At 45.0% G+C, this 1,641-nt stretch carries 3 protein-coding genes; all 3 read left to right on the top strand.

Annotation, left to right across the window (positions count from 1 at the left end):
- The first annotated feature begins 131 nt into the window (after positions 1–131).
- Complete coding sequence (locus BLR76_RS11485; protein ID WP_245683092.1) at positions 132–359, top strand: hypothetical protein; 228 nt, start codon at positions 132–134, stop codon at positions 357–359.
- A 77-nt stretch (positions 360–436) separates the two neighbouring features.
- Positions 437–1,093: an MFS transporter gene (locus BLR76_RS11480; protein WP_091269053.1), complete on the top strand. Its 657-nt coding sequence runs from the start codon at positions 437–439 to the stop codon at positions 1,091–1,093.
- A gap of 141 nt (positions 1,094–1,234) precedes the next feature.
- Positions 1,235–1,459, top strand: a complete 225-nt coding sequence (locus BLR76_RS11475) for a hypothetical protein (protein WP_091269052.1) — start codon at positions 1,235–1,237, stop codon at positions 1,457–1,459.
- Positions 1,460–1,641: the final 182 nt, after the last annotated feature.

Raw genomic sequence — 1,641 nt, 5'->3', positions numbered from 1 at the left:
ATTTATTTATGGAGGGATTCGAATGTCAATAAGAAAAGCAACAGTACTCGGAGCTGGAGTAATGGGCAGTCAAATTGCTGCCCTACTCGTTAATGGACAGAATCGGACCGCGACTAGTTGGGACGATCGGAATGATATGTTTCAGTGCAGGTCTGATAATTGCCTCGCAGGCACGGTCCCTGCCAGTTTTGTATCTAGGCTACAGTCTTGTAGGAGGTATCGGTGTCGGTATGGTCTACGTCTGTCCGTTGTCGACTGGTCTGAAGTGGTACCCGAGAAAGAAAGGGATGGTGACAGGGATCATCATCGGCGCGTTCGGAATGGGCGGGTTTATTTTTAACTTTTATTATCCGCACTGATCAGTTCGATTGGGGTATCTCAGACCTTTTTAGTTCAAGGCCTGGTCTACGCATTAGTAGGGATTACTGGGGCACAGATGCTTAAAGTTCCAACACAGTCAGAAGACAAGCACGTGCTTGTCAACGAAAATGACTTTACTACAAAAGGCATGTTGAAGACCCCGGCATTTTACTTATTGTGGATCATGTACTTTGCAGGAAGTCTGAGTGGCTTGCTGGTTATCGGCTTGTCTCAGGATATTGCGAGAGATCTGGGCGGCCTGTCTCCTAAAACAGCAGGTTATGCAGTAGCTGTAGCTGCTGTATTCAATGCTTTAGGGAGATTGGGATGGGGTGCACTGTCTGACTTGATCGGACGATTGAGAGTGTTTACTCTCCTGTTTGGTCTGACTGCTCTATCGATGGCGGCGCTTAGCTTATTTCAGCTCAATGCGTTTACTTACTTTGCCATACTAGGCATTATAGTTAGCTGTTTCGGCGGATTTCTAGCGACGTTTCCGGCAGTGTGCAGCGATTATTTCGGCACATACTATTTTGGATCGAACTATGGTTTGCTCTATCAGGCTTATGGAATATCTGCGCTCATCGGTCCGCTGCTTCTTTCAGCAGTGTCTCAGGAAACACATGCCTTCTTATGGGCATCAGTCTTCGCGCTGCTAGGTTTAGTTCTGACGTTCTTTGTCAGAACACCAGGAAACTTCTCTACAGCTGGAAATCAGCGCTCGGATAAGTAAGCTGGAGCAATGCCGTAACTTTTACACATTTATTAGATTAAATATACATCTTCCAGCTACGTCCTTCTTGTTCAAACGCTTTCGTATATGGTATAATCATATTAAGAAATAGGTGAAGCAGTATTGAGAGGAGGAGCAGAGATGTTATTTACTGAAGTAACGGACGAGCGAGCAAAAGACAAGAAACCAGCTGAGGTTTTATCTATAGTTACAGGCATAGAGAAAGCGATCATACAGTCAGGTGTACAGGAATATGGCTATGAAATGATACTTGAAAACCCTGCTTTACTGAAAATAACCGAGGAAGACCAGCAGAGGATTAGAGAGGCACGTAGACTGGGATACTTGGATGTCACATTATTATAAAAATATACAGAAAATGTAATAGCACCTTTATGAAAAGGAGCAGGCAATAAAGGAGAGCACAAGTGTAGTAACTGTGCTCTCTTTTTCATGTGCGCCCGGCATGGGCGACAACTTGGTGGTGAAAGTCCACTACAGACTTGGCAGTAGGAACTGTTAGCGAAAGTCAAGGGTGTCCGCCGTGA

The organism is Alkalibacterium thalassium (assembly GCF_900101165.1).
Lineage (GTDB): Bacteria > Bacillota > Bacilli > Lactobacillales > Carnobacteriaceae_A > Alkalibacterium > Alkalibacterium indicireducens.
The sequence above is the reverse complement of the archived record's forward strand: the minus strand, read 5'-3'. Positions and strand labels throughout refer to the sequence as shown.